Here is a 6,535-nt window from a genome sequence, read left to right on the forward strand (position 1 = left end):
CACGGCCGCGGCCACCGACACGCTGGACCCGGCCAAGCAGTCCAACCAGACCGACTATTCGCGCGGCACCATGCTCTACAACGGCCTGTTCGTGCTGGACGGCTCGCTCACGCCGCAGCCCGCGCTGGCCGAATCGTCCGCCACGCAGGACGCCAAGACCTGGGTGTTCACCCTGCGCAAGGGCGTCACCTTCCATGACGGCAAGGCCCTGTCGCCGGCCGACGTGGTGTTCTCCATCCTGCGCCACAAGGACCCGGCCACGGCCTCCAAGGCCAAGGTGCTGGCCGACCAGATCGAGACCGTCAAGGCCTCGGGCCCGAACGAGGTGACCATCGAGCTGAGCGCGCCCAACGCCGACCTGCCGGTCATCCTGGGCACCTTCCACTTCCACATCGTCAAGGAAGGCACCACCGACTTCAACGCCGGCATCGGCACCGGCCCCTACAAGCTCAAGGAGTTCAAGCCCGGCGTGCGGTCGCTGATGGTGCGCAACGACGCCTACTGGAAGCCCGGCAAGCCCTACCTGGACGAGATCGAGTTCGTGGGCATCGGCGACGAGAGCGCCCGCGTGAACGCGCTGCTGTCGGGCGGCATGGACCTGGTGGCCTCGGTCAATCCGCGCGCCGTGGCACGGGTCAAGGGCACGCCCGGCTACGCCATCTTCACCACGCAGTCGGGCCAGTACTCCGACCTCATCCTGCGCAAGGACATGGGCCCGGGCGCCAACCCCGACTTCATCCTGGCGATGAAGTACCTGTTCGACCGCGAGCAGATGAAAAAGAGCATCGCGCTCGACTACGCCGTCATCGCCAACGACCAGCCCATCGACCCGACCAACCGGTTCTACTTCAAGGACCTGCCGCAGCGCACGTTCGATCTGGACAAGGCCAAGTTCCACCTGCAGAAGTCGGGCGTGACGGGCAAGGTGCCGGTGGTCACCTCGCCGGCCGCCATGTACTCGACCGAGACCGCGCTGCTGCTGCAGCAGTCGGGCCAGCGCATCGGCCTGGACCTGGACATCAAGCGCATGCCGGCCGACGGCTACTGGTCCAACCACTGGCTCAACAGCCCGGTGGGCTTTGGCAACGTGAACCCGCGCCCCAGTGCCGACACCATCCTGACGCAGTTCTTCAAGTCCGATGCGGCCTGGAACGAATCGCGCTGGAAGAGCCCGCAGTTCGACCAGCTGCTGCTGGCCTCGCGCGCCGAGACCGATCTGGCCAAACGCCGCCAGATGTACGCCGACATGCAGACCATGATCCACCAGGAGGCGGGCATCGGCATTCCGCTGTTCCTGGCCAGCATCGACGGGCATTCCACCAAGCTCAAGGGCTTGTCCCCGATTCCGCTGGGCGGCCTGATGGGCTACTCTTTCGCCGAGCACGTCTGGCTCGAAGCCTGACGCCCCGCACGCACCGAGCACTGGAAGCCGCCGCGCCATGAACCGTGTGATTCTCAAGCTCCTGGTCCAGCGGATCCTGCTGGCGCTGCTGTCCCTGCTGGCGGTCTCGGTGATCGTTTTCTCGATCACCGCCGTGCTGCCGGGCGACGCCGCGCAGGAGCAGCTGGGCCAGGACGCCACGGTCGAGGCCCTCGCCGCGCTGCGCGCCCAGATGGGGCTGGACGTGCCGGCCCCGCTGCGCTATCTGCGCTGGCTGGGCGGCATCGTGCGCGGCGACCTGGGCCAGTCGGTCACCACGCAGATGCCGGTGGGCGAACTGGTGGCCAGCCGCCTGCCCAATTCGCTGCTGCTGGCGGCCGTGACCGCGCTGTTCTCGGTGCCCATCGCGCTCACCCTGGGCATCGCCTCGGCCGTGTGGCGCGGCTCGTGGTTCGACCGCCTGGCCTCGTCGGCGGCGGTGGCCGTGGTGTCCGTGCCCGAGTTCCTGGTGGCCACGCTGGCGGTGCTGGTGTTCGCCGTCAAGCTCAAATGGCTGCCCGCGCTGTCCTACGTGAGCGACATCGAATCGGTGGGGCAGATGCTGCGGGCCTTCGCCATGCCCGTGCTCAGCCTGTGCTGCGTGATCGTCGCGCAGATGATGCGCATGAGCCGCGCCGCCGTCATCGACCAGCTGGAGGCGCCCTACATCGAGATGGTGCGCCTGAAGGGCGCCTCGCCCCTGCGCATGGTCATGGCCCACGCGCTGCCCAATGCCATCGGGCCGATCGCCAATGCGGTGGCGCTGTCGCTGTCGTACCTGCTGGGCGGCGTCATCATCATCGAGACCATCTTCAACTACCCCGGCATCGCCAAGCTCATGGTCGATGGCGTGACCCAGCGCGACATGCCGCTGGTGCAGACCTGCGCCATGATCTTCTGCGCGGGCTACCTGATCCTGGTGACGGCGGCCGACGTGTGCGGCATCCTCGCCAACCCGCGCCTGCGCCACCGCTGACCACACCGAAGGGCCGACCCATGGATTCCCTGACCCACCCTTCCGGCCCGCCCGCCACGCCGCGCCACGCGGTGCGCCGCTGGCTCTCGGGCTTCGGCATCTCCGGCCTGATCGGCCTGGCGGTGCTGCTGTGCTGGATGCTGGCCGCCCTGGCCGGTCCCATGCTGCTGCCGGGCCCGCTGCAGGCGGGCGGCGGCTCCGACGTGTTCGCGCCCATCAGCGCCCAACACTGGCTGGGCACCGACTACCTGGGCCGCGACATGCTGGCGCGCGTGATCGACGGCGCGCGCTACACCGTGGGCGTGGCCCTGCTGGCCACCCTGCTGGCCAGCGGCACGGGCACGGCCCTGGCGCTGTTCGCCGCCGCCATGGGCGGCAAGGTGGACACCATTCTGAGCCGCGTGCTGGACACCCTCACCGCCATTCCCAGCAAGATGTTCGCGCTGATCCTGGTGGCCGGCTTCGGCTCGTCCGTCGCCATGCTGGTGGCCACGGCGGCGGTCATCTACATCCCGGGGGCCTACCGCATCGCGCGGTCGCTGGCCGTCAACATCAATGCGCTCGACTACGTCACCGTGGCGCGCACCCGGGGCGAGGGCACGCTCTACATCATGCTGCGCGAGATCCTGCCCAACATCGTCGGCCCCATGCTGGCCGACCTGGGGCTGCGCTTCGTCTACGTGGTGCTGCTGCTCGCCGGCCTGAGCTTCCTGGGCCTGGGCATCCAGCCGCCCGCGGCCGACTGGGGATCGCTGGTGCGCGAGAACATCGGCGCGCTGCCCGACGCCGGCGCCTCGGTCATCGCGCCGGCGCTGGCCATCGCCAGCCTGACCATCGCGGTCAATCTCGTCATCGACAACCTGCCGGGCCGTGCGGCCCGCGAACGCGGAGGGCGTTGAACATGGGGGCATCCGTTGTCGTCCAAGACCTGAGCATCACCGCGGGCGAACAGACGCTGGTCGATGCGCTGAGCTTCACCATCGCGCCCGGCGAGGTGCTGGCGCTCATCGGCGAATCCGGCTCCGGCAAGACCACCACGGCGCTCGCGCTGATGGGCTACGCACGGCACGGCTGCACCATCTCCGGCGGCAGCGTGCGCATCGGCGACGTCGACGTGCTGCACCTGGCGCCCGCCGCCCAGCGCGCGCTGCGCGGGCGCACCGTGGCCTACATCGCGCAGAGCGCCGCCGCGTCGTTCAACCCGTCGCGCACCATCATGGACCAGGTGGTCGAGCCCACCCGCATCCACGGCACCCTGAAGCGCGCCGAGGCCGAGGCCAAGGCGGTGCAGCTGTTCCGTGAACTCGCGCTGCCCGATCCGGACACCATCGGCGACCGCTACCCGCACCAGGTCTCGGGTGGGCAACTGCAGCGGCTGATGGCGGCCATGGCGCTCATCACCGACCCCGACCTCGTCATCCTCGACGAGCCCACCACCGCGCTGGACGTGACCACGCAGATCGAAGTGCTGCTCGCCTTTCGGCGCGTGGTGCGCGAACGCCGCGCCACCGCCGTCTACGTGAGCCACGACCTCGCCGTGGTGGCGCAAATGGCCGACCACATCCTCGTGCTGCGCAACGGCCAGATGCAGGAGGTGGACACCACCGCGCACATCCTCGCCGCCCCGGCCCACCAGTACACCCGGTGCCTGCTGGCCGCCGCGCGCCCCACGCCGCGCGTGGCCGAGCACTGCCGGGGCGAGGGCGAGCTGCTGCTGGATGTGCGCGACCTGTCCGCCGGCTACGGCCCGGTGGATGCCACCGGCCGCCCCGCCTCGCTCATCCTGGAAGACATCAACATCAAGCTCTACCGCGGCCAGGCCATCGGCGTCATCGGCGAATCGGGCTCGGGCAAGACCACGCTGGCGCGCGCCATCGCCGGGCTCATCCAGCCCTGGCACGGCACCATGCTGTTCGGCAACTCGGAGCTCAAGACCACGCTGGGCGCCCGCACCAAGGAAGAGCTGCGCCGCATCCAGATCGTGTTCCAGATGGCCGACACCGCCCTCAACCCCTCGCACACCGTCGAGCGCATCCTGGCCCGGCCGCTGCAGTTCTACAAAGGCTTGAAGGGCGAGGCGCTGCAGCGGCGCATCCGCGAGCTGCTCGACCTGGTCAAGCTGCCGCACAGCGTGGCGGGTCGCCTGCCCGGCGGCCTGTCGGGCGGGCAGAAGCAGCGGGTCAACCTGGCCCGCGCGCTCGCGGCCGACCCCGACCTGATCCTGTGCGACGAAGTGACCTCCGCGCTCGACACCGTGGTGGGTGCCGCCGTGCTCGACCTGATGGCCGAGCTGCGGCGCGAACTGGGCGTGTCGTACCTCTTCATCAGCCACGACCTGCACACCGTGCGCTCCGTGTGCGACGAGATCGTCGTCATGCAGCACGGCCGCAAACTCGCGCAGGTGGCGCGCGCCGACTACGACCGCGGGCCGCACCACCCGTATTACGAACTGCTGGCGCGCTCGGTGCCCTAGCTGCGCCAGGGCTGGCTGGAGGAGAGGGCCGGCGCACCGGCCGTGCTGGCCGCCGCGGCCTGAAACACAGGCGATCCCTACCGGAGACACCCCATGCACCCCATCTTCCGCATCGCCGTGATTCCCGGCGACGGCATCGGCAAGGAAGTCATGCCCGAAGGCCTGCGGGCCATCCAGACCGCGGCCGAGCGCTTCGGCTTCGAGCTGGAATGCCGCACCATCGACTGGGCCAGCTGCGACTACTACGCCGCCCACGGAAAAATGATGCCCGACGACTGGAAGGCCCAGCTCGCCGGCGTGGACGCCATCTTCTTCGGCGCCGTCGGCTGGCCCGCCACCGTACCCGACCACGTGTCCCTGTGGGGCTCGCTGCTCAAGTTCCGCCGCGAGTTCGACCAGTACATCAACCTGCGCCCCGTGCGCCTCTTCGAAGGCGTGCCGTGCCCCCTGGCCGGCAGGAAGCCCGGCGACATCGACTACTTCGTCGTGCGCGAGAACACCGAGGGCGAATACACGTCGCTGGGCGGCATCATGTACGAGGGCACCGACCGCGAGATCGTCATCCAGGAATCGGTCTACTCGCGCCACGGCGCCAACCGCCTCTTGAAGTTCGCCTTCGACCTGGCCCAGAGCCGCGCCAAAAAGCACGTGACCCTTGCCACCAAGAGCAACGGCATCGCCATCAGCATGCCCTGGTGGGACGCTCGCGCCGACGACGTTGCCAAGGCCTACCCCGAGGTCACGCTGGACAAGCAGCACATCGACATCCTCACCGCGCGCTTCGTGCTGCAGCCCGGGCGCTTCGACGTGGTGGCCGCCACCAACCTGTTCGGCGACATCCTCTCCGACCTGGGGCCGGCCACCACCGGCACCATCGGCCTGGCGCCTTCGGCCAACCTGAACCCCGAGCGCACCTTCCCCAGCCTGTTCGAGCCCGTGCACGGCTCGGCGCCGGACATCTACGGCCAAAACATCGCCAACCCCATCGCCATGATCTGGTCGGGCGCGCTGATGCTGGACTTCTTGACGCAAGGCCAGGGCGCGGGACGGCAGGCGCACGATGCCATCGTGGCGGCGATCGAGGAGGTCATCAAGACCGGACCGAAGACGCCCGACTTAGGGGGCACGGCCAACACCACGCAGGTGGGCGAGGCCATCGCCGCGTGCATCGCCAGGCGCTAGCCCATCGGCCCTGCCATTCCTTTTGCTATTGAATTTGTAGCACGATGCCCTAGTGTCATTTGCACTGGAGCCCGATTTCATTCAAACCCCTTTCCTTCCCTGCCATGCCCCTGACCCTGTCCCTGACCCTCCACCGCCCCGACCTGATCCGCAGCGCCAACTTCATCGCAGGCCAGTGGCACCCCGGCCCCGGCGCGCTGCTGCCCGTGACCGACCCGGCCACCGGCACCGTGATCACCGAAGTGCCCGACTCCGGCGCCCCCCGAGGCCCCGGGCCGCGCTGGAGGCCGCCCATGCCGCTTTTCCTTCCTGGCGCCAGGTGCCGGCCAAGCAGCGCGCGGCCATCATCAAGCGCTGGAACGATCTGGTGCTGGCCCACCAGGACGACCTGGGCGCGCTCATCTCGCTGGAGCAGGGCAAGCCCCTGGCCGAGGGCAAGGGCGAGGTGGCCTATGCCGCCAGCTACATCGAATGGTGCAACGGC

At 69.1% G+C, this 6,535-nt stretch carries 5 protein-coding genes and 1 pseudogene; all 6 read left to right on the top strand.

What is annotated here, in order from left to right; genetic code table 11:
• On the top strand, window positions 1-1,402 hold a 1,402-nt coding region (locus tag AC27IQ_RS17370), incomplete at its 5' end, for an ABC transporter substrate-binding protein (RefSeq protein WP_487090204.1).
• A 37-nt stretch (window positions 1,403-1,439) separates the two neighbouring features.
• A complete protein-coding gene (locus AC27IQ_RS17375; protein ID WP_272568392.1) occupies window positions 1,440-2,396 on the top strand; it encodes an ABC transporter permease in 957 nt (318 codons plus the stop codon).
• A gap of 20 nt (window positions 2,397-2,416) precedes the next feature.
• The gene (locus tag AC27IQ_RS17380) at window positions 2,417-3,295 is read left to right on the top strand and encodes an ABC transporter permease (protein ID WP_317355827.1); all 879 of its coding nucleotides are present in this window, start codon (window positions 2,417-2,419) and stop codon (window positions 3,293-3,295) included.
• Window positions 3,296-3,297: 2 nt separating this feature from the next.
• Window positions 3,298-4,869 carry an ABC transporter ATP-binding protein gene (locus tag AC27IQ_RS17385; protein WP_487090205.1) on the top strand — a complete coding sequence of 524 codons (1,572 nt, stop codon included), beginning with the start codon at window positions 3,298-3,300 and terminating at the stop codon, window positions 4,867-4,869.
• A gap of 93 nt (window positions 4,870-4,962) precedes the next feature.
• Complete coding sequence (locus AC27IQ_RS17390) at window positions 4,963-6,051, top strand: tartrate dehydrogenase (protein WP_487090206.1); 1,089 nt, start codon at window positions 4,963-4,965, stop codon at window positions 6,049-6,051.
• Window positions 6,052-6,167: 116 nt separating this feature from the next.
• A pseudogene (locus tag AC27IQ_RS17395) lies at window positions 6,168-6,535 on the top strand (aldehyde dehydrogenase family protein); the annotation flags it as partial.

It is taken from the genome of Acidovorax sp. KPB24-07 (assembly GCF_057543315.1).

Excerpts from the sequence above, each read along its gene's own strand:
- AC27IQ_RS17385 (WP_487090205.1), top strand. The coding sequence starts at position 3,298 with ATGGGGGCATCCGTTGTCGTCCAAGACCTGAGCATCACCGCGGGCGAA.
- AC27IQ_RS17380 (WP_317355827.1), top strand. The coding sequence starts at position 2,417 with ATGGATTCCCTGACCCACCCTTCCGGCCCGCCCGCCACGCCGCGCCAC.
- AC27IQ_RS17390 (WP_487090206.1), top strand. The coding sequence starts at position 4,963 with ATGCACCCCATCTTCCGCATCGCCGTGATTCCCGGCGACGGCATCGGC.
- AC27IQ_RS17375 (WP_272568392.1), top strand. The coding sequence starts at position 1,440 with ATGAACCGTGTGATTCTCAAGCTCCTGGTCCAGCGGATCCTGCTGGCG.